25 protein-coding genes are annotated in these 23,245 nt (G+C 62.0%); 8 read left to right on the forward strand and 17 right to left on the reverse strand.

What is annotated here, in order from left to right; translation table 11 throughout:
* Nucleotides 1–629 precede the first annotated feature (629 nt).
* Nucleotides 630–1,568: a diacylglycerol/lipid kinase family protein gene (locus tag NKI16_RS20660; protein ID WP_023678389.1), complete on the forward strand. Its 939-nt coding sequence runs from the start codon at nt 630–632 to the stop codon at nt 1,566–1,568.
* 92 nt (nt 1,569–1,660) lie between these two features.
* Here NKI16_RS20660 and NKI16_RS20665 read toward each other — a convergent pair whose 3' ends face one another.
* The 7 genes from NKI16_RS20665 to NKI16_RS20695 form a co-directional block, all read right to left on the reverse strand.
* Complete coding sequence (locus NKI16_RS20665) at nt 1,661–2,584, reverse strand: NAD(P)-dependent oxidoreductase (protein ID WP_023678388.1); 924 nt, start codon at nt 2,582–2,584, stop codon at nt 1,661–1,663.
* A complete protein-coding gene (locus tag NKI16_RS20670) occupies nt 2,581–3,792 on the reverse strand; it encodes a mandelate racemase/muconate lactonizing enzyme family protein (protein WP_023678387.1) in 1,212 nt (403 codons plus the stop codon). The genes NKI16_RS20665 and NKI16_RS20670 overlap by 4 nt, the downstream gene beginning before the upstream one ends.
* The gene (locus tag NKI16_RS20675) at nt 3,789–5,405 is read right to left on the reverse strand and encodes a GMC family oxidoreductase (protein WP_352782450.1); all 1,617 of its coding nucleotides are present in this window, start codon (nt 5,403–5,405) and stop codon (nt 3,789–3,791) included. The genes NKI16_RS20670 and NKI16_RS20675 overlap by 4 nt, the downstream gene beginning before the upstream one ends.
* Before the next feature lie 142 nt (nt 5,406–5,547).
* Nucleotides 5,548–6,168, reverse strand: a complete 621-nt coding sequence (locus tag NKI16_RS20680; RefSeq protein ID WP_352640815.1) for an SMI1/KNR4 family protein — start codon at nt 6,166–6,168, stop codon at nt 5,548–5,550.
* A gap of 311 nt (nt 6,169–6,479) precedes the next feature.
* Complete coding sequence (locus tag NKI16_RS20685; RefSeq protein ID WP_352639983.1) at nt 6,480–7,118, reverse strand: hypothetical protein; 639 nt, start codon at nt 7,116–7,118, stop codon at nt 6,480–6,482.
* Nucleotides 7,118–7,702: a GNAT family N-acetyltransferase gene (locus NKI16_RS20690; RefSeq protein ID WP_352782448.1), complete on the reverse strand. Its 585-nt coding sequence runs from the start codon at nt 7,700–7,702 to the stop codon at nt 7,118–7,120. Before NKI16_RS20690 ends, NKI16_RS20685 begins: the two co-directional genes overlap by 1 nt.
* 114 nt (nt 7,703–7,816) lie before the next feature.
* Complete coding sequence (locus NKI16_RS20695; protein WP_352782446.1) at nt 7,817–8,608, reverse strand: alpha/beta fold hydrolase; 792 nt, start codon at nt 8,606–8,608, stop codon at nt 7,817–7,819.
* A 105-nt stretch (nt 8,609–8,713) separates the two neighbouring features.
* Here NKI16_RS20695 and NKI16_RS20700 point away from each other — a divergent pair, with 105 nt between their 5' ends.
* The 4 genes from NKI16_RS20700 to NKI16_RS20715 all read left to right on the forward strand — a co-directional run bounded on the left by NKI16_RS20700 (nt 8,714) and on the right by NKI16_RS20715 (nt 11,934).
* The gene (locus NKI16_RS20700; RefSeq protein ID WP_352697595.1) at nt 8,714–9,640 is read left to right on the forward strand and encodes a LysR family transcriptional regulator; all 927 of its coding nucleotides are present in this window, start codon (nt 8,714–8,716) and stop codon (nt 9,638–9,640) included.
* Between the two features lie 262 nt (nt 9,641–9,902).
* Nucleotides 9,903–10,874 (forward strand): MBL fold metallo-hydrolase, encoded by a 972-nt coding sequence (locus tag NKI16_RS20705; RefSeq protein ID WP_352743236.1) that lies wholly within the window; start codon nt 9,903–9,905, stop codon nt 10,872–10,874.
* Nucleotides 10,875–11,074: 200 nt separating this feature from the next.
* On the forward strand, nt 11,075–11,470 hold the full coding sequence (locus NKI16_RS20710) for an acyl-CoA thioesterase (protein ID WP_023678380.1): 396 nt from the start codon (nt 11,075–11,077) through the stop codon (nt 11,468–11,470).
* A gap of 143 nt (nt 11,471–11,613) precedes the next feature.
* Nucleotides 11,614–11,934, forward strand: a complete 321-nt coding sequence (locus NKI16_RS20715) for a hypothetical protein (RefSeq protein WP_352567975.1) — start codon at nt 11,614–11,616, stop codon at nt 11,932–11,934.
* Nucleotides 11,935–11,983: 49 nt separating this feature from the next.
* Here the strand turns inward: NKI16_RS20715 and NKI16_RS20720 are convergent, their stop codons facing one another.
* Complete coding sequence (locus tag NKI16_RS20720; RefSeq protein WP_023678378.1) at nt 11,984–12,352, reverse strand: winged helix-turn-helix transcriptional regulator; 369 nt, start codon at nt 12,350–12,352, stop codon at nt 11,984–11,986.
* A gap of 91 nt (nt 12,353–12,443) precedes the next feature.
* On the opposite strand from NKI16_RS20720, the gene NKI16_RS20725 reads away from it, so the two are divergent.
* The gene (locus NKI16_RS20725) at nt 12,444–13,049 is read left to right on the forward strand and encodes an NADPH-dependent FMN reductase (protein ID WP_023678377.1); all 606 of its coding nucleotides are present in this window, start codon (nt 12,444–12,446) and stop codon (nt 13,047–13,049) included.
* Between the two features lie 74 nt (nt 13,050–13,123).
* Here the strand turns inward: NKI16_RS20725 and NKI16_RS20730 are convergent, their stop codons facing one another.
* Nucleotides 13,124–13,516: a winged helix-turn-helix transcriptional regulator gene (locus NKI16_RS20730; protein ID WP_023678376.1), complete on the reverse strand. Its 393-nt coding sequence runs from the start codon at nt 13,514–13,516 to the stop codon at nt 13,124–13,126.
* A 98-nt stretch (nt 13,517–13,614) separates the two neighbouring features.
* Here NKI16_RS20730 and NKI16_RS20735 point away from each other — a divergent pair, with 98 nt between their 5' ends.
* Nucleotides 13,615–14,595, forward strand: coding sequence for a quinone oxidoreductase family protein (locus NKI16_RS20735; RefSeq protein ID WP_352567974.1), 981 nt, complete (start codon nt 13,615–13,617; stop codon nt 14,593–14,595).
* A gap of 49 nt (nt 14,596–14,644) precedes the next feature.
* Here the strand turns inward: NKI16_RS20735 and NKI16_RS20740 are convergent, their stop codons facing one another.
* The 5 genes from NKI16_RS20740 to NKI16_RS20760 all read right to left on the reverse strand — a co-directional run bounded on the left by NKI16_RS20740 (nt 14,645) and on the right by NKI16_RS20760 (nt 18,242).
* Nucleotides 14,645–15,373 (reverse strand): HAD family acid phosphatase, encoded by a 729-nt coding sequence (locus NKI16_RS20740; RefSeq protein ID WP_352843389.1) that lies wholly within the window; start codon nt 15,371–15,373, stop codon nt 14,645–14,647.
* A 696-nt stretch (nt 15,374–16,069) separates the two neighbouring features.
* Nucleotides 16,070–16,504, reverse strand: coding sequence for an FKBP-type peptidyl-prolyl cis-trans isomerase (locus NKI16_RS20745; protein WP_352575815.1), 435 nt, complete (start codon nt 16,502–16,504; stop codon nt 16,070–16,072).
* Nucleotides 16,505–16,738: 234 nt separating this feature from the next.
* Nucleotides 16,739–17,464, reverse strand: coding sequence for an SDR family oxidoreductase (locus NKI16_RS20750; protein WP_352567972.1), 726 nt, complete (start codon nt 17,462–17,464; stop codon nt 16,739–16,741).
* A gap of 34 nt (nt 17,465–17,498) precedes the next feature.
* Nucleotides 17,499–17,984, reverse strand: a complete 486-nt coding sequence (locus tag NKI16_RS20755) for a VOC family protein (protein WP_352456958.1) — start codon at nt 17,982–17,984, stop codon at nt 17,499–17,501.
* A 72-nt stretch (nt 17,985–18,056) separates the two neighbouring features.
* Nucleotides 18,057–18,242 carry a DUF1127 domain-containing protein gene (locus NKI16_RS20760; protein ID WP_352637203.1) on the reverse strand — a complete coding sequence of 62 codons (186 nt, stop codon included), beginning with the start codon at nt 18,240–18,242 and terminating at the stop codon, nt 18,057–18,059.
* 208 nt (nt 18,243–18,450) lie between these two features.
* On the opposite strand from NKI16_RS20760, the gene gcvA reads away from it, so the two are divergent.
* Entirely contained in the window at nt 18,451–19,344 is an 894-nt protein-coding gene (gene gcvA / locus NKI16_RS20765) for a transcriptional regulator GcvA (RefSeq protein WP_352615639.1), read from the forward strand.
* 39 nt (nt 19,345–19,383) lie between these two features.
* On the opposite strand, the gene NKI16_RS20770 is transcribed toward gcvA, so the two are convergent.
* The 3 genes from NKI16_RS20770 to NKI16_RS20780 form a co-directional block, all read right to left on the reverse strand.
* Complete coding sequence (locus NKI16_RS20770; protein WP_352782441.1) at nt 19,384–20,166, reverse strand: class I SAM-dependent methyltransferase; 783 nt, start codon at nt 20,164–20,166, stop codon at nt 19,384–19,386.
* Between the two features lie 84 nt (nt 20,167–20,250).
* Nucleotides 20,251–20,724, reverse strand: coding sequence for a VOC family protein (locus tag NKI16_RS20775; RefSeq protein ID WP_352450557.1), 474 nt, complete (start codon nt 20,722–20,724; stop codon nt 20,251–20,253).
* Nucleotides 20,725–20,982: 258 nt separating this feature from the next.
* Nucleotides 20,983–22,980, reverse strand: a complete 1,998-nt coding sequence (locus NKI16_RS20780; RefSeq protein WP_352456961.1) for an ABC transporter ATP-binding protein/permease — start codon at nt 22,978–22,980, stop codon at nt 20,983–20,985.
* Nucleotides 22,981–23,245 lie beyond the last annotated feature (265 nt).

The following is a 23,245-nucleotide window of genomic DNA, read 5'->3' on the forward strand; positions in this document are numbered from 1 at the left end:
CCACAAAGACAGTCGGCGCCGGGATTTCTCCCAGCGCCTCCCTGTCAGATCAGGACACGGTCGCGGCAGCAACTCCCGAAAGATGTCGCGCCATGCCGGCCTTGATTTTGACGGTCCTGCCAGTCGCCGCCCGAAGGCAGCGTCCGTTCCGGACCACGCCGGTCTCCACTCTTGCGAGCTTTGCCCAGCGCGCCATCGAAGGTTTTTGCCGTCCTTCATGGCAGCATCGGTCCGCCGTCGGCGTTCGCACGCTTTCCGCGGCCCCGTAGGTCTCGGCGTCCATCCCTCCAACAAGCAAGCCTGTTCTCGTTCAGGGCCGTACGGGCCTCAGGAAATCCGCCGTTCCGCTTTGCCTTTCGGCGTGGCGATCGGTAGCCGCCTGAGATGGGTTTTAACGTACGTCGGATAAGCGTTTGGCGGAACTGCCGCATGCCTGTGGATAGCGGGATTATCGGGGACTGACCCTGCCAAAATAGCGACTTTCCAATCTCTGCCGCCGCCAGCCGGGATTTGCCGCCTCGATGCCGAAGCCGCATTGTCAGACATTCGATCTTGCCCCGCGGCCCGGCGCGGGCTTCAATGCCGGCAAATGAGTGGAAGGCGTGTTCGATGGCCTTGGGGAGGCGGGCTTGAAGGTCGCGGTGGTTCTCAATCCGATCGCCGGCGGCGGCAGGCTCAAGCGGCATTGGCCCGAGGTTGCGGCTTCGCTGAAAAGACATTTCGGCGATTTCGAGCTGCGTGAAACGCAGGCCGAGGGGGATGCCGAACGGCTGGCGCTCGACCTTGCCGCCATCGGCTTCGAGCTGGTGATCGCGGCCGGCGGCGACGGCACCGCCAGCGAGGTTGCCGACGGGCTGCTGAAGGCTTTCCGGGAAAGCGGCCGGACGGCCGAACTTGGGCTGCTGCCTTGCGGCACCGGCATCGACTTCGCCCGCGGGCTCGGCCTGTCGAACAATGTCGATCTGACGCTGAAGCGGATTGCCGAGGCCAAGCCGCGCAAGGTCGATGCCGGCTGCATCAGCTATGTCGACGACCACGGCGCGCTGGCCAGCCGCCATTTCATCAACATCGCCAGCCTCGGGCTTTCCGGCGCTACCGACCGCGCGGTCAACGCCGACAAGCGCAAGGGCAAGGTTTCGGCCAAGGCGCTGTTCTACTGGCGCACGGTCTGGGAATTCCTTCGCTACCGCTTCCAGGACGTTGCGATCACCATCGACGACGGTGCCCCGGTCGAGGCGCGAATGGCGCTGGTGGCGGTGGCCAACGGGAAATTCTTCGGCGGCGGCATGATGATTGCGCCCGACGCCGAGCTTAACGACGGCGAGTTCGACATCGTCATCCTGCGCGCCGCCGGCAAGCTGAAGCTGATCTGGGACATCCGCCTGCTCTATGGCGGGCGGCACCGCAACCATCCGGCGATCACCATCCTGCGCGGCAAGAAAGTGGTTGTCGAGCCGCTCGGCGATGTGCAAAAGAACGCCGCGCTGATCGACATAGACGGCGAATCGCCGGGTCGCATACCGGCGACCTTCGAGATCCTGCCCGGCGCATTGACGCTGAGATATTGAATCAAGGCGTTGAGACTTTGATTCAGTTGACTGCAGCTCTGGTTCCGGCGATCTCTCCAATCGACTGAAATCGATTGATAATCCGGCCAATATCAACTTGCGAGTTTAGCCGGGAAACCGGGTGCGCGCAGGTCGGTGCCGACGGCATCCTCGAGCAGTTTCACGATCATCGTCGACCAGGCGCTGCCGCCATAGTCCTGCTTGCCTTGCCTGAAGATTGCGTCGACGCGCGAGGCAAGCTCGAGCGGCACGCCGAATTTTTCACCCATGCCGAGCGCGAAGCCGAGATCCTTCAACGCCAAGTCCATGGTGAAGCCGATGTCGTAGGAGCCGTTCAGCACCAGCTGGCTTTCGGTCTCATGGACGAAGCTGTTGCCGGAGGAGGCGACGATGGCGTGATAGGACTGGGCAAGGTCGAGCCCGCCCTTTTTGGCCAGCATCAGCGCTTCGCCGGCGGCGACCAGATGGATGAAGGCCAGCATGTTGGTGATGACCTTGATCACCGCCGCCGAGCCGATCGGACCCATCAGGAACGAGCGCGCGCACATCGCCTCGACGGCAGGGCGGTGGCGCGCATAAAGCGCTGCGTCGCCGCCGACCAGCGCGGTGATCTGTCCGACGGCTGCCAGATGCACGCCGCCGGTGACCGGGCATTCGAGCGTCTCGACGCCTCTTGCCGAGGCGAGGGATGCAAGGCGCACGATCTCGTCTTGGCCATTGGTCGACATCTCGATCCAACTGCCGCCTGCGGGCAGGCCTTCGAGCAATCCGCCGGGGCCGGCCAGCACCGCCTCGCTGACTTTTGGCGAGGGCAGGCAGGTGATGGCATTGCCGGCGCGGCCAGCGGCATCAGCCGGGCTGTTGGCGGCATCGGCACCAAGCATCACCAGCCGCTCGACGGCCGCCGGGTCGCGGTCGAATACGGTGACGGCAAAGCCGTTGTGGATCAGGTTGGCGGCGAGCTGGCCGCCGAGATGGCCAAGACCGACGAAGGCATAGCTCTGACGCGCGCTCACGGCATCAGCGGCGTCTGCAGCATCTGCAAATGCAGGTCCTTGCCGGTCCAGGGATGCGCCTCGCAGACGGCTTCGTCGAGTTCGACACCGAGGCCTGGCTCCTTCGACGGGATGACGTTGCCGTCCTGCCATTCGATCTTCTTCTTGAGCAGCTTCGCGTGAAAACCGTCCCACTGTTTCAGCGATTCCAGAATGAGGAAGTTGGGCAGCGTTACCGCGAGCTGGATGTTGGCGGCGCCGACGATCGGTCCGCAATAGCAGTGCGGCGCGACCTGGATGTGATAGGCCTCGGCCATGGCGGCGATCTTCTTGGTTTCGAGAATGCCGCCGGAGCGGCCAAGGTCGGGCTGAAGAATGGTCGCCGCACGGTTCTCGATGACGCGGGCGAATTCGAACTTGGTCGTCAGCCGCTCGCCGGTGGCAATCGGGATCGAGGTCGCGCGGGCGACCTGCGCCATCACCTCGGGCATGTCGGGCGGCACCGGCTCCTCGAACCACAGCGGATCATAGGGCTCGATGGCGCGAGCCAGGCGCAGCGCGCCCGATGCGGTGAACTGGCCGTGCGTACCGAACAGGATGTCGGCTCTTGTGCCGACCGCCTCGCGGATCGCCTTGACCATGCGGGCGGAGAGGTCGATGTCGACGAGGCGCGGCTGGTGGCCGTCGAAGGCGGTGTAGGGGCCGGCTGGGTCGAGCTTGACCGCGTTAAAACCCTGCTCGACATATTCGAGCGCGCAGGCGGCGGCCAGATCGGGGTCGTTGTAGACGTTCTTGCCGCGGGCGTCCTCCGAATGGACGCTGCCGCTGTGCGGGTAGAGGTAGGTATAGGAACGCAGCGTTTCGTGAACCTGGCCGCCGAGCAGCTTATAGACCGGCTTGCCGGCCTCCTTGCCGATAATGTCCCAGCAGGCGATTTCGAGCGCCGAAAAGCATCCCATCCCGGACACGTCGGGGCGCTGGGTGAAGCCGGACGAATAGGCGCGGCGGAAGAAATTCTCGACGTCGTGCGGATCGCGGCCGATCAGATAGCGTTCGGCCATGTCCTCAACCATTTTCGCCGTGACATGAGCCGAAAAGGTGGCGTTGTAGGCCTCGCCATAGCCGACGACGCCGCCATCGGTGGTGAGCTTGACGAAGATGAAATACTTGCCGCCGATGCCGGGCGGCGGATTGCCGACCACCCAGGTCTTGACGTCGGTGATTTTCATTTCTGATCCTCCAGAACCAGTTCGGCGCCCTTCCACCCGGTCATGATCGCGGCGGCGTTGGTGTTGCCGGTTATGTTGTCGGGAAAGATCGAGGCATCGATGACGCGCAACGCCTCGATGCCGTGTACCTTGAGGCGCGGATCGACGACGGCGTGCGCCGCGTCCGGCCCCATGCGGCAGGTCGAGACCGGGTGATAGACGGTGCCCGAGCGCTTCCTGAAATCCTGAATGAGATCGGCGTCGGAGGTGATCGAGGGACCAGGCAAAACCTCTTCCTCGATGATCTCGGCCATTGCCGGCATCGAGGCGATCTTCCGGACGAATTTCACCGCCGCCAGCATTTCAGCGACGTCCGCCTCGGTCGAAAAGGCATTGGCGACGATTTTGGGATAATCGCGCGGATTGGCGGAGCGGATCATGATTTCGCCGCGGCTTGACGGACGGCAGTTGGAGAGCCCGATGGAAAAGCCCGGCCATGGATCGGGCGTCAGGATCGGGCGTTCGCCGCTCTTCGGAATGACGGTCGAAAACGCCTGGAAATAGAGCTGCATGTTGGGCCGTGCCGCGGCCGAGTCGGTGCGGAAGAAGCCGCCGGCATTGTTCATCGACAGCGACAGCGGGCCTGAGCGCAAAAACACGTATTGCATGCCGACCAGCAGCTTGCCCCACCACGGGCGCAGGATCTGGTTGAGCGTCGGCAGCCTGCCCTTGAACGTGTAGTTGATGCCGACATGGTCCTGCAGGTTTGCCCCGACATTCTCGTTGGCGTGAACGACGGGAATGCCGAGCGCGCCAAGAAGCGCCGACGGGCCGACACCGGAGAGCTGGAGAAGTTGGGGCGAATTGACCGAGCCGCCCGACAGGATGACCTCGCGGCCGGCGCGGGCGGTCTTTGTCTCGCCATTCTGGAGATATTCGATGCCGACGGCGCGCTTGCCCTCGAACAGGATTTTTGTTGCCAGCGCGTTGATCTCGACGCGGACGTTTTTGCGCTTCATCGCCGGGTGCAGGAAGGCGCGCGCCGCCGACATGCGGCGGCCGTTCCTGGTAGTGATCTGGTAGACGCCGACGCCTTCCTGGAAGGCGCCGTTGAAATCCGGGTTGAGCGGCAGGCCGGCTTGATTGGCGGCGGCGAGATAGCGCTTGGTGAGCGGATGGACGGAGGTCGAGCAGTCGGTGACATGCAGCGGCCCGCCGACGCCGCGCCATTGGTCGGCGCCGGCCTGGTTATCCTCCAGCGCCTTGAAGGCGGCCAGCAGGTCATCGAAGCCCCAGCCGGGATTGCCGGCCGCTGCCCAAGCGTCGAAATCCTCACGCGCGCCCCTGATCCAGACCATGGCGTTGATCGAACTCGAGCCGCCGAGCAGCTTGCCGCGCGGCCAGTGGTCGGCATTGCCGGCCAGGCCGGGATCCGGCTCGGCCTTGTAGTTCCAGTTGACCGCCGGGTCGAAGAAGGTCTTGCCGTAGCCGAGCGGCATCTGCACGTAGAAGCGACGGTCGCTGCCGCCGGCTTCCAGCACCAGCACCGAGAAGCGGCCGGAAGCCGACAATCTTTCGGCCAGGACCGAGCCGGCCGAACCGGAGCCAACGATGATGAAATCATAGGTCTGCATGGTGGCTGCGGCTGGCTCCGGAATTCGGCTCTAACCTAGGCTTGGGCGCGACGCGGCGTCGCCGGGTCTTCCGGCATCCGTTGTGAAAAAAGCGACCGGGGATATTCAGTCTGAATGTCAGCCTGTCGCCTGCTGCCCGAGTTCAGTCGTGTTCGCGCCCATCCGGGTCGAACAGGGCCGCCGCCTCATTGGCTTCTTCCAGCAGGAAGGTGAACACGCTTGAGTAGGACTTGGTCGAACCGGACAGAGGATCATCACTCTCCCAGCGAAAGACCCCCCCGTCCGGATTCATGCCAATTAAATCGTCATTGTCCCCTAGCGCACCAATAAAGAGAACATCGTCTGGTGCATTGCCTGGTCGTCTCTTTATATTTGGTTCCAGTATGGAGAAGGGTTGTTGACCCGCCTCCACCAAATTCGTGCGTGACCAGCTACGTCGCAGCCCATAGACGCTTATATAATTCGCAAACAGACCTATCCCGTTGTGGAGCATGAGAAAGCAACGGAAATTATCTGGGAGTCGACGCGAAATTTCAGACTCCATCTGCCCAATTCCGATGGCGCCAAGTGGTGCGTACAGCTGATGCAAATACGCTTGAGGCGCTCGATGCGGGGTATGGCCAATCCACTCGGTTCCATCCGGATAGGTCTTGTATCCGAGGCGTTTCCATTTATCGACCAAGGTTCGGAGCTCTCGGTAGGCACGAGCGTCTTCTTCGCTTGACCATTCTTCCTGCCCAGGCATTTCCTTAATAGGCTCCATTTACCCAGTTCGACGGGTTCGTAAGGTCTAACCTGTCGAACGCATCCATCGCATCGAAAACTTTACCAAGTGGCTCTAGCGACCGGCCGGAAGCCGACAATCTTTCGGCCAGGACCAAGCCGGCCGAACCGGAGCCAACGATGATGAAATCATAGGTCTGCATTGTGGCTGCGGCTGGCTCCGGAATTCAGCTCTAGCCTAGACTTGAGCGCGGCGCGGCGTCGCCGGGTCTTCCGGCATCCGATGTGAAAAAAGCGACTGGCAACTTCGTTTGAATTTCGACTTTCAGCGCCAAGAAGATTGATGAAGACCTAACTTGCCCACGCATCGAGTTGATTGAGGACAGCAATGGCTGGATAGGATTTCCGGTTGGGATAAGCACGCCTGTAATAGGCATTCCAATAGCTTGTGGCCTTGCTGCGCATTGCACGCATTACGTCTCGGTTCTGTCGGACAAAACTGGCATAGGCTGAAGCGTCCAGACCAGGTACTGCGGCGTAGATGTCTTCGGCGATTTCGACGACATATTCGCCCAACAGCAGAACGACGAAGGCGATGCTCCAACTTTCGTTCAGCGACAGGATCACCTTGGCTGATTTCTGCCGCAAAAAGCCATCTGTCGATCGTGTCAGCAGGCAATGCGACGGAAATGAAAAGCCAAGGTGATGCTCTCGCACGCTTGGCAGAAAATGTAACCGATAAGGAATATAGATGACCGCTCCATCAGAAATGAGATGTCGGGACGTCGTTCGGTAAGTGTCGTCGACAAAGGGCGTCAGCTCCTCCTCTGCCATGGTGGTCAACATGCTGAATGGGAAAGCTGACTTCGCAGCGCCCGAGAACGGCTTGCGTCGTGTGAACCAATCCACGTTGTGCCTCTGACCAAAAGTTGAAAACGATCCGGCTTCATTTCGAAGTGCCTGCGCTTCCTCGACAAGCGATCCAAGCATTACAGGCGATGATCGGCAATCTGCTTGAAATCATAGCGCATGATCGGGCGGGCCGGCGTTCTGCGAGCGACGACCCGGAACCCGGCGCGCGCGAAGGTGGAGGCATATCCGCTGCCGGAAGCACTCGGCGATACGTCGGCCTCGAAAGGATAGGCTTCGAGTGCCGGAGCATTTGCGCGCCTTGCGACTTCCAGTGCTTCCGCAATCAGCTGGAATGTTACGCCCCGCCTGCGGTATCGTTTTCGCACGTAGAGGCAGGACAGGGACCAGACCGGCCTGTCGTCCACGCGCTTGAGCTGCCATAGCCGATCGAGCCAGGGCAGGGCATCTCGCGGCGTCAACTGGCACCAGCTGACAGCGGTATCGCCGTCGAAGGCGAGGATGCCCGGAGGCGGACCATGCTGGACGGCCTGCCGGAACGCGGCCTTGTTTTCCTCGCCGGGTCGCTTTCGATAAGAACTGCCGATCCGTCCGTACATACACCAACAGCGACTGCATACGGCGCTGTCACCGAACAGGTCCTCGAGCGCCGGCCACAGATCGGGCGTTAGTGGGCGAAAGCCAAGTTCCATGTCAGCCGTCATCCGCTATCGATATTGCCCAGTCTAGCCTGCACTGCGCGCTAGCGCATCATAGGTTTCGGTCCATGCGGGTGATGTTCGAAACAGCATTCACTCAGCAAACCCGTCGTGCTCCGCTCAGCGCAGAAAACCGAGCACGGCCTGCATGAACTCGGCAGGATACTCGACATTCGACAAGTGGACCGCGGGCAGGACAACCAGTTTCGCGCCGGGCACCGTCGCCGCGATCAGCTCGCTATGGCTGGCGGCTGTCACAGTGTCGTGCCGGCCGGCGATCACCAGCGTTGGCCTGGAAATCAGCGCTACGGTTCGGCGAAGGTCCGCATCGCGAACCGCCGCGAACAAGCCAGCCAAGCCTTGCCGGTCGATGGCCAGCAGCATGGTGCGAAATTCTTCGATGACGGGCTCGTTGGCCGCCAGCATACGCGCAGGAAACCAGTTGCCCAGGAACATCTCGGCGGTTTCCGCCATGTCTGGCGCCTGCAGCACGGCGGCAATCCGCTCGTCAAACTGCTTTGCCGGTCCGAGGTAGGATGAGGTGTTGCTCAGGATCAAGCGCTCGATCCGCTCGCGCGCGTGGATGCCGAGCCACTGCCCGACGAAGCCGCCCAACGACAGACCGAGGAAGTGTACGCGTTCAATGCCCAGGGCATCGAGCAACTCGATCACGTCGCGGCCAAGCCGGTCGAGCGAATAAGCGCCGGCCGGAACGCTTGACCCTCCGTGGCCGCGAAAGTCATAGCGCAGAACACGGAAATGCTTCGACAGCTCATTGACCTGCATGTCCCACATCCGCAGTGTGGTGGCGATGGAATTCGACAGCATCAGCACGGGGTTCCCGGCGTCGCCGTCGATGCGGTAGGCGATGCGTGTGCCATCGCCGACGGTCACGAAATCCAGCTCATTCATGGTGAATACACCTTCCTTCTGGAGCGTTGAATGTGGCAAAGCCTAGCTGCGGCGCGCTTTTGATGATATTACAAAGATAGGACTATCTCTGTAATGTAAGCTGACATGGCCGAATTCACCCTGCACGACCTGCAATGCTTCGATGCCGTGGTCCGCTGCGGCGGCTTTCAGCCTGCGGCGGCCATGCTGCATCGCTCGCACCCGGCTGTGTTCGCAGCCGTTGCAAAGCTGGAGCGGCAACTCGACCTCGTTCTCTTGGATCGCAGCGGCTATCGCGTGCGCCCCACCGAGGCAGGGCTGTCGTTCCATCACAGGGCACAATCGCTGCTGCGCGAGCTGGAAGGCTTGCGGCTTCATGCTGCTCAGCTGTCAATGGGCGAAGAAAGCGAGATCCATGTGGTGATCGGCGACCTGTGCCCGCGCCCACAGGCACTGGGCATGCTCGGACGGTTCTTCGCCCAGTGTCCGGGCACACGCCTGCATCTGCATTTCGAGGCGGTGGGCGGCCCGTGGGAGCGCCTCTTCGACGACGAAGCCGATTTGATCCTGCACTGGATCGACAAGAGCGATCCGCGGGTGGAATGGATCGATCTGTGCAAGGTGCCCTTCGTCCCAGTAGTGGCGTCGGGCTTTCTGCCGGAGCGCATCAAGCACCCCATCACGCCGGATCAGATGCACGCGTTCACCCAATGTGTCATGCGCGACACGGCCCGCCATTCACCGCAACAAGACTACTTCATGATCGAGGGTGCGCCTCAATGCATGGTGGCCGATCAGGGCATGAAGAAGGAAATCATCCTGCAGGGCCTCGGATGGGGCCACATGCCCCGCTTCCTGATCGAGGAGGAACTGCGCGACGGACGCCTGCAATCCATGGCCGGCCGTCATCTGCCAGGCCGTACCGAGGAGTTGGTGGTGGCGCGCCGCCGCGACCGGCCGCACGGGCCGATCTCGAACCGTCTGTGGGATTATATCGAGCAAGAGGCGCCGACGTTGCGCCGAGCGCTCGAGCCCCGGCAACCTGTCCAGTAGGTGAAGCCGGGGCTCAGCGAGGCCGTTCGGAGGGCCGAACCAGCGGCCTTACTCGCTTAAGTTCACTGCTGCATAATCTGCAGCAGTGAACTGCATCCCATCGCTATTCCCGCAGTTTGTGAGGCGGATTATTGATGTCGCAAGGAGTTGGCCATGAACCGCGCCGACCCCCGCCCAAGAGCGGTCCGAGCGGTCGGCATCCGCCCCGGCAGCGACGACGTAGTCTGGGACTAGCTTCATCTGCAATTCGAAGGACAAGACCATGAATATCGACCGTCGAACCTTCGGCATCGGCACCTTTAGTGCCGGTGCCCTGCTACTTTCCCCGATCAGCCTCTTTGGGAGCAACGCTGCGGCTATCGCCGCCCGGTCTCCGGCTTCGCTTGCGAGCGCCCACAGGTTCATGCTCGGCGACCTCGAGATCACAGCACTGAGCGACGGCTACCTCAATCTCGGCCTCGAACTCTTCCCTTCCGCAGATACGGCTGCCGCCGAAGCGCTGCTGGCAAAGGCATTCCTGCCAAAACCACTCCCGACCTCGGTCAATGCTTACCTTGTCACCAAAGGCGACAGACGGGTGCTGATCGATACCGGCACGGCATCGGCGATGGGGCCTATACTGGGACATATACCCGAGGCGCTCGCCGCCGCTGGCGTCAGGCCGGAAGAAATCGACACGGTAATCATCACCCACCTCCATCCCGACCATGCCAACGGCCTTGTCGGTATTGGAGGCAAGGCCGCCTTCCCGGCAGCGGAGGTCGTGGTTGCCGCGCCGGAATTCGCTTTCTGGCACGATGACGGGATCCGGTCCAAGGCGCCCGACCAGATGAAACCGTACTTCGAAATAGCGCGCAAATCGCTGGTGCCTTACCATGGCAAGGTCCGGAAGATCGAAGGCGAGGTCGAGATCGCGCCCGGGATCAGGGCATTGCCTGCGCCCGGACACACGCCGGGGCATCTCGCGCTTCGAATTGGCTCTGGTGACGCCAACCTGCTGCTCTTCACTGACGTAATCCACGCCTCCGCGCTGCAATTTGCGCATCCGGAATGGGCAATCGCCTTCGACGTGGACCAGCAGGCCGCAATCGCCACACGCAAGAAGGTGCTCGACATGGTGTCGGCGGATGGCCTGCTCGTCGCAGGCATGCACCTGCCCTTTCCAGGCATCGGTCATGTTATTCGCGAGGGCAACGCCTACGCCTACGTCCCAACGCCCTGGCCCGCTTTGTGAAGCACGCCTATTGGTAAGCTTTCTTACCTCGGCCATGGAATGCAATCCTGCTGGTGCGCTCGTCTAGCTCCGCACAGCATCTTTTCAACACTGTCGACCGATAGCCGAACCTCAGGCCGCGACCTGTTCAGTGGCGCGTTGACCTGTCCGTGCCATGACGATACGGGATCGGGACAATCGGCTTCGAGAGGATTGGCCAAATGGTGCATTACGCGGACGGGCGGCCGATCGGCGATCTGACGCTCAGGACGCTGGCCATGCCTTCCGACGCCAATGCGGCAGGCGACATTTTTGGCGGCTGGGTGATGGCGCAGATGGATCTCGCCTGCGGCATCCGCGCCGCCGAGCGCGCCAAGGGCCGCGTGGTGACGGCGGCGGTGAAGGAAATGTCCTTCGCCAAACCGATGAAGATCGGCGACACGCTGTGCATCTATACGCATGTCGAACGCGTCGGCCGCACCTCGATGACGCTCAAGGTCGAGGCCTGGGCGCAGCGCTATCTCTCCGACCTGATGGAGAAGGTCACCCATGCCGACTTCGTCATGGTGGCGCTGGACGGCGAAGGCAAGCCGAAGGCGGTTCCGGCCGAAGGCTGACCCGGCCTGATTCCAGAAGACGGATTTAAACAGCCGTCTCTCCCGCGCGGGGGATGCGGACAGCGATCCCGCGTGGTCTTTGGCTAACGGGTTCCCGCATGCGCGCCTGCAGCGCGACCGACGGGATCTTGGGAGGAAAGACAATGCGTCAACACATGCTGAACGCTGCCCTGGCGGGTGCCTTTGCAGCCTTGCTCTGCCTGTCGTCAGCAAGCGCTTTGGCCGAGGTCAAAAAAGGCGATCCAGGCGCCACCTGCACGTCGGAAAACCGCACCATCAACGGGCAAGCGGCCAAGTGCGAGATCTGCTCGGCGACGAAATGCGACACCAGCGGCACGACGGTGAGCAATTGCCGCAAGGAGACGACCACGACCTGCACGATTGGCGGCAGGGTGGTCAGTCCCAACCCGAAATGGAACCGGATCGAGAAGCTGCCGAAGAGCAAGATGCAGTTACAGCAGTAGCGCTCATCCGAGGCTCCCCGACAGGTTCAAACCCTTGCAGCACAAGGGTTCAGCTGTGCATGGCGTCGAACTTCTCGCGCGCCGCCTTGACGCGCTCGGTGTTCTTGCGTGCCCATTCGCCGAGCGCATCGACCGGCACCAGCAGTTCGTAGCCAAGATCGGTCAATTCGTAGTCGACCCGCGGCGGGATGGTCGGGAACACGGTGCGCGTAACGAAGCCGTCGCGCTCGAGCCCGCGCAAGGTCGTGGTCAGCATCTTTTGCGAAATGCCGCCGACGGCGCTGCGCAACTCGTTGAAACGCAGCGGCCCGTTGCCAAGCTTGCCGACCACGAGCACCGTCCATTTGTCGCCGACGCGCTGCAGGATTTCCGAGATGGCGCGGCAGTCCTCGGTGCGGTGCGGGTGCCTTGGTAACAAAAAAGTGCCTCCTTGCACATTGAGCGGCCAGTTACTCATATAGCTCAGGTATCCAAACGATACCAGTATTCCCGTAAGGAGAGCCCCCTCTATGTCAAAACCCAAAATCGCCATCATCATTGGTTCAACCCGCGCGGCCCGCTTTGCCGACGTCCCGACCCAATGGATTGCCAAGATAGCCAAGTCGCACGCCGACATCGACGTTGAAGTCGTCGACCTGCGCGATTTCCCGCTGCCGTTCTTCGATGAGGTCGCATCCTCCGCCTGGGTGCCGTCGCAGAACGAAGTGGCGCAGCGCTGGCAAAAGAAGGTCGCCGGATTCGACGGCTTCATCTTCACCGCCGCGGAATACAATCATGGCCCGACGGCCGTGCTGAAGAACGCCATCGACTACGCCGCCAACGAGTGGAACAAGAAGCCGGCCGGCTTCGTCGGCTATGGCAGCGTCGGTGGCGCGCGCGCGGTCGAGCAGCTGAGGCTGCATGCGGTCGAGTTGCAGATGGCGCCGGTGAAGTCCGCCGTACACATCGCCTGGGCCGATTTCCTTGCCGTCAAGCAAGGCGACAAGAAGCTCGATGAGTTCGAGCACCTCAACCAGGCGGCAACCGCGCTGGTCAACGACATTGCATGGTGGGCCAGGGTGCTGAAGACGGCGCGTCAGGCCGATGCCGTCGCCGAGGAAGTCAAGGCGGCCTGAGCACAGGTTCGAGCAGTCCTCCCAAGGATTAATTCTCCCAAGCATTGGGGCGGCGCATGCGCCGCCCTTTTTGTTCACACGGCATGGGCGTCCTGCGCTTGCCGTGGTCTGATGATGCAATCGGCAAGGCGGTCCATCTCATTCAGCTCGTCGGCGTGATGCTGGCCCCACTGGCAAAGTGCCAGCAGGATCGGCTCGAGGCTGAGGCCGAGCCGCGTCGCCGAATATTCGACGCGCGAAGGTATCTCGGCAAAGATCTCGCGGCGGACGAGGCCGTGCTCTTCCATTTCGCGAAGTTGCTGGATCAGCACTTTCTGGGTGATATCGGGCATCAGCGCCTGCAGCGCCGACAGCCGCCGGGGGCCGTCGAAGAGATGGTACAGGATGACCGCCTTCCAGCGGCCCGAAATCACTTTCAGCGCGCGCTCCGCCGGCAGCGTCGGCAGTCTCTTGATCAGCTTGGCCATGGTCACCTCCCGGTCAGCAGCGGACAAATCGGTGTGTAGTCGAAGCCAGGCAGATAGTGGCAAACAGCGGCCGATGCCAACAGCGATCGGTGCATGCGATGAGAGCCATTCAACTGAGCCGCTTCGGCGGGCCCGACGTTCTCGACATAGTCGCGGTGCCGAAGCCTGAGCCGCAAGCCGGCGAAGTCTTGGTCCGCGTTCATGCGGCCGGGGTGAATTTCTTCGAAGTGCTGATGCGCGCGGATCGCTATGCGGTGACGCCGCAACTGCCGATGATCCCTGGCGTCGAGGCCGCCGGGATCGTGGAGGCGCTTGGCCAGGGGGCGGACGCTTCCTTGCTCGGCACGCGCGTCGCCGCACCGTTGTTCGCCTCGAGCCGCCCGTTTGGCGGCTATGCCGAGTATGTGACGATCGACGCAAGCCTGACCGTGCCCTTGCCGGATTCGCTCTCGTTCGAAAACGCGACGGCATTGATGGTGCAAGGACTGACGGCATTGTATCTATCGCGGCAAAGCCCGCCGGCCGGCAGATCGGTGCTGGTCGCCGCTGCCGCGGGCGGCGTCGGTTCGTTGCTCGTCCAGCTTGCCAAGCGCGCCGGCGCTAGCCGTGTCATCGCGGCAGCCGGCAGCAAGGCCAAGCTCGACCTTGCTTTGTCGCTGGGATCCGATGCTGCCGTCGACTACAGCAACACGGATTGGCCGGTGCACGTCCGGGCAGCGACAGGTGGCGCTGGCGTCGACATCATCTACGACATTGTCGGCGGCCCGCTGACGGCGGTTGCGCTGGAGGCTCTGGCACCTCGCGGAGAGTTGGTGTTTGCAGCACTTGGCAGATACGCGCTCGGCGCCCCGGAGATGGAGGCGATGATCGGTCGCAACCAGTCGCTGAAGGGTTTTGCCCTGCTGCCGTTGCTGTCTACGGACGGTCTCCGTGACTGCCTTTTGGAGCTTTTCGATCTGGCCGCTGGTGGTCAGCTTATGGTGACCAAAGGTGGCCGCTTCCCGCTCGACCAGGCCAGCCACGCACATCGCCTGCTGGACGAGCGCGGCGCGACCGGCAAAGTTGTCCTGATACCTTAGTAGGTGCTCGGCAAGGAGCCGAGGATCCGGGCTTGTGCCGTTCCGGCCGTCAGCGAACCCGGTAGAACGGATTAGGCAGCAGGAACAGCTTCTCGGCATGCCCACCGAACAGGTCGGATGGCTGGTCACCGACATTGGCAATTATCGTGTAGCCGGCCTTTTCGATTTCGGCCCTTATGGGTGCCTTGAAATCTGCGGCGGAGCCGTATTTGGCCCCAGGCTGGACCATGTAAAGGTGCTCGTAGCCGGCATAGCCGGCCGACTGCAGGTTCTGTTCGGTTGCCTGACGCTGGTCCTCCGGACGTCCGGTGATGAAGAACACCGCGACTTTCGCCGCTCGTGCCTGCCGGAAGACCTCCAGCACGGCGTCGATGGCCGGATCCTTCGCAAGCTGATCCCAGGCGGCCCAGCCACAGGGACCATCGATTGCGATGTCGCAGGCGCCGCCGATCGGGCGGCCGAAATTGTCACGTGTGATCACCTCCCAGTTGGCCAAAGCCGTCTCGTCGATATCGAGCACCAGTGCGGGGCGAGGCACCTCCATTGCGCGCTTGATGACCCAGTCGCCTGCCTGATTCGCCACAGTGGCCAGGTCGCGGTCATAGTCGCCGGAATCATGATAATTGGCAGCCGCCAGCATCGCATCGCCGACATTGGCTGGCTGGGACGGGCTTGTGAGAAGGAGCGAGTCGGAACGCGCCGGCCGAGGAACATTTGTGCCGATCATCAGCACGATTGCACCGGCACGCGCAATTCTATTCCAACCAATCGCCCGCATCACGAGACTTTGCTGTCACGAGAAGTCGGCTGTCAAGCGAGGTCTTCCACAGGTAGTGTCTCAGTTTGAAATTTGAAATATGCGAAAGCGCCTATCCCGGTTTGCTAGCCTAGGCGAAACCGCCTATGTGCTCAGCGGAAAGCATGGAAGGCACCCAATGTCAGATCCGATTCAGTTGCTACCATTCGCCTTGTTGACAGTCCTCACAGCCATCCCCGCGTGGGTGCTGTTTGGGCGACTAAGAATGTCTCGGGCGTGGGTGCTTCTCTCTGTGGTCCCGTTGGGAATGATAATCATTCTCTGGGTCGTCGCGTATAAGCGCTGGCCAATTCAGGAGGCAGCAATTGCCCACCGGACCTAAAGGCCAGAAGCGCCCCGCCGATGTGATCGGCAACGCCGTCTGCGTCATGCGCATGCAAGACTCCTGCGAGGAAGTCGTGCTTCGGTGGCCAGGCACGCCGCCACCGCCTGACTACGATGGACCGTCGTCTTAATTTCAAACTGAGACACTACCCTTCCACAGGTCCTCGAGACTGCGACGCTGAATTGGACATTCCAGATGCCGAATGTCTCTATGGGTGGTGCAACACGATTTCCGCCGTCGCGGTCTTTCCCTCCGACAGGTGACGCACCGCCGGAACCACCGGTCGAAATGCGTCACCCGAAAATCATGGCCGTTACGCGCTTTGCCGTGCCCTACGCCGCCTGAACGATCTCGACCAGTTCAACGTCGAACACGAGATCGCGTCCGGCCAACGGATGATTGCCGTCGAGCTTGACGCTGGTGTCGTCCACGCCGACGACTGTTACCGGCATCGGGCGCCCTTCCGGGGTTCTGACCTGCAATCGAGCGCCGATATCGACATTGATGTTGTCTGGTACGCGGGCGCGTTCGACGGTCATGACCGCTTCGGGGCGGTGGGGGCCATAGGCGGCCTCGGCGGGAATGGTGACGGTGCTTTTCGCGCCCACCTCCATACCTTCGACATGGGTTTCGAGACCGGCGATCACTTGTCCTTCACCCAACGTGAATTGCAGCGGTTCGTTGCCGGAAGAATCGAACTGAGTGCCGTCAGCCAGGCGGCCATTGTAATTGATGCGCACGGTGTCGCCATTCTTGGCCTGTGTCATGATAGCCATCCTTTGAAAGTTTCGAGGGGCCGGCCAGAGCTCACGGTCCCGTCCTCGATCATCCACACACTTAGGTGCGCGGCGCGAAACGCTAAAACTAGGGACCTGGCTGCCGATGTAAACCCCGATTGAGCGACGCCGGCATGACCCGCCGGCGTTCGTCGCCTTCGGCAGCAGTGCACCGGACTAGCAGTCATGCCGGCTCAACCCATTCAGGCGGCGTGCAAATGGCGGCTAGATCAGGTTATGGCCGCCATCGATGCGGATCGTCTCGCCGGTGGTGAAGTCGCTTTCCATGAGGTAGAGGTAGGCGGCGGCGACGTCCGCAGCGGTCGGAATTTTTCTCGATGGCAACCGGGCAGCCATGTCGGCAAAGAAGCTGGATTTGGCTTCTCCAACAATGTCCCACATCGGTGTGTCGACCCATCCGGGCGACACGACATTGACGCGCGTCGGGGCCAGTTCGAGCGCCAGGGCGCGGGCGAAGTAGCTGAATGAACCGGCAATCGCGGAGACGACCGAGCCTCCCGGCACCGGCGGCCGATCCTTATTTATTCCCGAGGTGAAGGTCATCGAGCCGCCGGCTTTCAGGGTGCGCACAGCGTGCTTGGAGAGCAAGACGGCGCCGATCAGCTTGTTATCGACGAAGCCTCGCACAGCCTCCATGTCGGTACTGCCGATGGGATCGCCGGGCGGCAGTGTTCCGGCGGTCGATACGAGGTGATCGAAGGGACCGACCTCGTCGAACAGGCGAGCGACGTCCGCTTCGTCGGTCATGTCGGCGACCACGCTTGTCACGCGGCCCGCATTGAGCGTCCGTTCGGCAGCCAGCAGTTTCTCGGGCGAGCGTCCGACGATCACGACCTTCGCTCCGCCGTTGAGAGCAGCTTCCGCGACGCCGAGACCGATGCCGGAACTACCGCCGACGACGATGACTTTCCTGTCCACGAGCGATGTCATGAGGGTTCTCCGTTCGTTGCGATTGCGGTGAGGGTCAGGCCTTGCCGGCGTAGGCGGCTTCGAGCTCGGCGATGATGATCTTGCGCATCCCATACATCGCCTGCCGGACGCGGTTGGCCTTTTCGCGGTCCGGATCGGCACTGAGCCGCGGCAGGATTTCCGGGATGACCTGCCAGTAGACGCCGTATCTGTCGGTGAGCCAGCCGCAGGGTTGTGCCCTGCCGCCGCCGGCGGTGAGCGCCTCATAGTAGTAGTCGGTCTCGGCCTGGTCCCTGGTCTCGATGTAGAGCGAGAGCCGCTCGTTGAAAGGCGGCTGCGGCCCGGCGTTGAGCGCTGTAAGGTGCAGTCCTTCGAGCTCGAAATCGAAGGTGGCATGCGGGACCGTCTTGTTGGTTCCGGACACCCAGTCGGTGTATTCGATGGTCTGGAGCGCTTTGCTGTTCTTGAAGACCGAGAGATAGAAATCGCGAGCTTGCTCCGCATCGGTGTTGAACCAGAGGAATGGGTGGATGGTGGCCATGTCCGTTCTCCATTAATTCCTTGCGACAGCGATCTTTTGCGAAGAGCCTGTCCGCTGTTGCTTTCGTTCAGGCTAGCGGTAGTCCGACGGCCGATAGACCGAGCCGTCCCAGTCGCGGGCAAATCCGAGGTCTTCGAGCCGGCGGGTCGAGAAGCGTGCAATCTGCCGCCCGGTCCGGCGCCGGCTGCTCGAGGCGAGGATGCGGCCGGCCATGCCGGTCAGTACGTCGACGATGGGTTCAACTCGTTTGGCGTTCATGGTGCTCTCCCAGAGTGGCGGCAGTTTTGGTTTCAGCAGTTGCCCCGCGACTTTCGTCAGCGAGAGTATCAGTCACATCAAACTCTCCTTTTTGCAGCGGCGGTGAATGACTGATTACGCGAGCAAATATGCCGGCTTCTGGCCTGGACGACAAACGACTTATCGGCGACAATTTGTGAGCATCACTCACACGTACAGGTATCGATCCATGCCCCGGAAGCTGCCTCCCCTCACCACCTTGCCAAGTTTCGAGGCCGCGGCGCGCCTGTTGAGTTTCTCCAAGGCGGCAGAGGAACTTCATGTCACCCACGGTGCGATCAGCCGGGCGATCAAGAATCTTGAGGATCAGCTCGGTGTGCAGCTGTTCGAGCGCGGTACGCGTTCGGTGAGTCTGACAGCCGTTGGCGAGCCCTATGCGCGGGCGGTGCGCGAGGCGCTCGCCCAGTTGGCCACCGCCACCGCTGCAGCAACAGCCCGCTATTCGAGTTCGACATTGAACGTCAGCACCTCCGATGGCTTCGCGGGGAGATGGCTGGTGCCCCGCCTCTATCGCTTTCACCGTGCGCATGGCGACGTCGATGTGCGGGTTTCGACAAGCGGGAAGCTGACCAACTTCCTCGGCGACGGCATCGATGTCGCCGTCCGTTATGGCAACGGAAACTATCCGGGGCTCACGTCGGAGTTCCTCACAGGCGAGGAGGTGTTTCCAGTGTGCAGCCCAAAGCTTCTTGAGGGTGCACATCCGCTCCGCACGCCTCAGGACCTCAAACACCACACGCTGATCCGTGACAGCTTTCCGATCGACTGGGCGACCTGGCTAGCAAGCGCCGGGGTCGAGGGCGTGGACCCGCAGAGCGGGATTACCTTTGACTCTGCCACCTTTGCCATGGAGTCGGCCGCACAAGGCGAGGGGGTGGTGCTCGGCCGGACCATGCTGGTTGCGGCCGACCTTGCCGCCGGGCGACTTGTCCGCCCCTTCGGCCACGCCCTGAAATCCCCCTCCAGCTTCTATTTCGTCTACCCGCCAGAGGCGATCCGTCAGCGCAAAGTCAAGGCTTTTCGGGATTGGCTGCTCTCAGAAGTCGCGCCGCAAATGGACTGACGGGAAGGCCGAGAGAACAGGATCGTCTACATCGCGCAGTCACCATCGGCTCGCCCGAAACGCGGTGACGATCCAGGCACGCGAGTCGAAAAGCACACCGTCCGCGGTCAAATGCGCGGCGAGCAGATCGCGCAACCGCCGCAGCGCCGCGTCGACATCCACATCTGCGCGGGCGAGCGGATCCTTGACCAGTTGCAGGCCAAGCAAAGCGTCATAGGCCACATCGACGTCCTGGCCGTAGAAGACCGGCTCATGCACTTCGGCAAAGTCGACCGAAACAAAACCGGATGCACGCAAGATCTCCGCGGTGATGGCGGGGTCGCCAAGCGAAAACGGGGTGGCGGCGCCCCCCGATATGGCGGTCCCCGGCGCAATTGCCCGCTGAATGGCAGTTGCCCACTCGTTACGGTCCTGGCATCGCCATACCATCCACACAAGACGTGCCCCTGGTCGCATCGCCCGGGCGATATTGGCGAACGCCGCCGCCGGATCGGCAAAGAACATCACTCCAAATCGACTAATGCACAGATCGAAGCCGGCAGGCGGAAATACCAGCAATTGCGCATCGCCGCGCTCAAAGGCGAGGTTTCGCAATCCCTCTTTCGCGCTACACTTCCGGGCGATCTCGAGCATCTCGGCCGATACGTCCACGCCGAGCACGCTGCCTTCCACCGCGACACGGGCAGCATCACGAGAGGATTGTCCCGAACCGCATCCGATATCGAGCACGCGATCGCGCGTTCCCACCTTGACCGCAGCCCTGAAGACCTCGTTGTGCCGTCGCAGTTCGGCGTCGTAAAACGCAGCGCAGTTCAGCACCATCGCACGCCTGCCTGGAGATGATGGGCCGGCAGCATTTCCGGCCGCTCTGCCCTGATCTTTTCGCGTCGGGCCACCCCCGAACTGTCAGCCGCGCCGCGCCGCCTCGATCGCTGCAACGTCGATTTTCTTCATCTCCATCATCGCCTCGAATGCGCGCTTTGCTTCATCGCCGCCGGCGGCCATCGCTTCGGTCAGCACGCGCGGCGTGATTTGCCAGGAGATGCCCCATTTGTCCTTGCACCAGCCGCAGGCACTTTCCTGGCCGCCATTGCCGACGATGGCGTTCCAATAGCGGTCGGTCTCCTGCTGATCGTCGGTGGCGATCTGGAAGGAGAAGGCTTCGTTGTGTTTAAACGCGGGCCCGCCATTGAGGCCGAGACAGGGGATGCCGGCGACCGTGAACTCGACCGTCAGCACGTCGCCTGCCTTGCCGGACGGGTAGTCGCTGGGAGCGCGGTGGACGGATTTCACCGAACTGTCGGGAAAAATCTCGGAATAGAAGCGGGCCGCAGCCTCGGCGTCCTTGTCGTACCAAAGGCAGATCGTGTTCTTGGCGATTGTCATTGCTGGTCCCTTTGCTTTCGAAATCAATCGGGGCTTTTGAAATCAACCCGGGTTTTTCACAGCTGGCCTCGGCGTTGCACCGGACATGGAAATGCGCTCGTGCCATCGACGTTCCGGCAGCAGCAGCTGCCCGGAATCAAGGTACCACGGCTGGTGCTTTCAGGACCAGATGCGGGCAGTGACTCGAATCGGCGATGGTCCGCCTGCTCCGACCGGCGGCCTCACTCTTTGCGTAGGGCAGCGCCGCTTTGCTCAAGGTCGCGCTGGCTTTCCGTTGGCGCGCCGTTGCCTCAGAAGGCGCATGAGCAAGTTCCGTCTGTCCTTGCGCGGGACGAGTTCGATATCGCTGACAAGTTTTGCGCCGCCCTTGTGCCGCTCCAATGTGATCTTGCGGCTGTGGAAGGCCTCCAGCTCGGCGCGGTGCGCTACGCTTATGATGGTGACCTTCGGCAATTCGCGAATAATCATCTCCATCATCTTGTCCTGGCTCTTCTCGTCGAGTGCCGACGTTGCCTCGTCCAGCACGATGATATCGGGGCGGTGCAGCAGAAGACGCGCGAAGGCGAGGCGCTGCTTTTCGCCACCCGACAAGGTCTGGTCCCATGGCGCGTCCTCCTCGATCCGGTCGTTGAGGTAGTCGAGTCCCACCTTGTCGAGGGCAGCCTTGATCTTATCCAGCGTCCAGTTGTCGGCGGCGCCTGGATAGGCGACAGCGCGGCGAAGCGTCCCGGTCGGGATGTAGGGCCGTTGCGGCAACATGAACAACCGTCTGTCGGCGCGGATGTTGACGCTGCCGCTACCCCATGGCCACAGACCCGCGACGGCCCGCACCAACGTACTCTTGCCCGAGCCGGATTCGCCGGCGACGAGCACCCGCTCGCCTGGTTCGATCACGACCTCGGTTTCCTTGACCACGGCGGTGCCGTCGTCGAGCGACACGGAGAGATTGTTCAGGCTGAGCATCGCATCGCCGCCGGTCTCGCCGCGCTTTATGCGTCCCAGCGTGTTGCTCTGTTCCGCGCGCTCGAGCCCGTCGAGCGACATCATCAGCGAGGCGATGCGCCGTGCACAGGCGTTCCAATCGGCGAGACGGGGATAGTTGTCGACCAGCCATCCGAACGCGCCCTGCACGATGGCAAAGGCCGAGGCAGCCTGCATGACCTGTCCAAGTGTCATGCTGCCTTCGAGGAACTTTGGAGCGCAAAGCAAGACCGGCACGACAGGCGCAAACAGGCTCGACCCCTGAGACACCAGCGCCGTGCGCATGTGCTGGCCTGCAAGGAGCGCCCATTGCCTGAGCACATGGGCAAATGTCTTGTCCATGCCGCTGCGCTCCTCCTCCTCGCCGCCGAGCAATGCGATGCTCTCGCCGTTTTCCCGCACGCGCGTCAGCGTGTAGCGGAACTCGGCTTCCGCCTGATTTTTTCCCTCGGAGAGGTGGACGAAATGGCGGCCAATGACCGCCATCGAAGTGGACGTGATCGCGGAATAGAGCACTGCGGTGATGACCAGGAAGCCGGGAATGGTGACCGTCGAACCTGCAATCGTCAGGGTCAGGGCGCCGCCGATCGTCCACAGCACCACGATGAAGGTCGAGGCCGACAGAAATGCGACGATGACACCGGCGATGAAATCGACGGGCGATTCGGTGGCAATCCGCAAATCCTCGGCGATGCGGGCTTCGGGGTTGCTATGATCGCCGCCGACGAGGTTCAGCTGATAGTAGCGGCCGCTTGCGAGCCAGCGCGCGATGACCGCGGTGGTGAGCCAGGACCGCCAGCGGCGCTGTATCCTCATGCGAAAGAAGACTTGTGCCACCACAAGGCTGGCGCTTCCGATCACGAGTGGCAGGAATACGGCGCTCAGCCAATATACGGTGTGGGCATTGCGTTGCTCAATGGCGTCGAAAATTGCGCGATTCCAGACATTGATCCCATACTGGAAGCCGACATTGGCGACGATCAGGACCAACAGCCCGATCGTCAACGGCCAGGCGACCCTGTCGCCACTGCCGCTCCAGTAACCGCGCGCGCTGATCCAGAAGCGCTTAAGCAGGTATCTCTTGCGCGCCCGCTCGGCCTCTTCAGGTGTCAGCTCAGGATCGGGTTCGGTGACATCCGGCGGCGGCGCGGGCTCGCCGACGACCTCGGACGCGACTTCGACAGTCGACTGTTTCTCGCGGCGCGACTTCTCGGCATCGCGCGATTGGGCGCCGTCAACCGATTTCAGCTTAAATTTAGCCTCGGGCATCCGGCGATAACGGCTTAAAAATCAGAAGGTTTCATAGCGTCCGCTCGAGATCCCAGATGCCAACAACGCCAAGGCTTCTCAGCTGTTCCGGTGCTCGCAGCAGCCTATGGTCGTTCTCGATGACAGGCTTTGATCGTTGCGGGGCAGACCGCCGAGCGTCGGCTGCGGGTCAGTCTGCAACAAAGCATCACCTGCTGCGGTCTCGAGAATTCGCTTCAGGCTCTCAAGATTTGTCCGCATGCTGCATTCGAAGAGGCTGGACGCA

The organism is Mesorhizobium sp. M0698, from assembly GCF_040320455.1.
GTDB lineage: Bacteria > Pseudomonadota > Alphaproteobacteria > Rhizobiales > Rhizobiaceae > Mesorhizobium.